General features: G+C 70.3%; 1 protein-coding gene. It reads left to right on the plus strand.

From position 1 onward, the window contains the following. Window positions 1-676 (plus strand): TolC family protein (locus tag JaAD80_RS29265; protein ID WP_258003260.1); only part of this gene is annotated, 676 nt, incomplete at its 5' end. Window positions 677-698 lie beyond the last annotated feature (22 nt).

Raw genomic sequence — 698 nt, forward strand, 5'->3', positions numbered from 1 at the left:
CGCCGGCGCGCCAGCGGCCAGCGGTGCGCATGTCGAGCAGCTATGGTGGCAAGCCTTTGGCGACCCCGTGTTGAGCGATCTGGTGGGCGAGGCGCTGGCGCGCAATGGCGACTTGCGCGTGGCGCGCGCCCGCGTGCAGGAATACCGCGCGCGCCTGGCGCAGGCCGACGCCAACCGCGCGCCCAACCTGGCCTTCGACGGCTCGCCCACGCGCACGCGCACCCTGGCGTCCAGCGGCGTGCCCTACGTGACAAACGTCTTCCAGGCGGAGCTGCAGGCCAGCTATGAAATCGATGTGTGGGGCCGGCTGGCGAAACTCAGCGATGCTGCCGGCGAGAGCTACCGTGCCGAGCAGGCCAGCCTCGATGCGGCGGCGTTGTCGATCGCCGCCAGCGTGGCCACGGCGTACTTGAATTTGCGCGGGCTGGACGCGCAGCTGGCGCTGACGCAGTCGACCCTGCAGCTGCGCGAACAGTCGCGCGAGCTGGCCCGCAAGCAGTTCGAGGTGGGTTACAGTTCGCGCCTGGAATGGCTGCAGGCGCAATCCGAATACCATGCGGCAGCCGAGCAGGTGCCGCAGCTGCAGCGGCAGATCTTTGAACAGGAAAACGCGCTGGCGGTGCTGGTCGGCGGCAACCCGGCCCCATCGCACGCGGCCTACCGCTGGCGCATTTGAGCGCGCCGCCCGTGCCGGCCGG

Origin of the sequence: Janthinobacterium sp. AD80, assembly GCF_002878455.1 — a bacterium.
GTDB lineage: Bacteria > Pseudomonadota > Gammaproteobacteria > Burkholderiales > Burkholderiaceae_D > Janthinobacterium.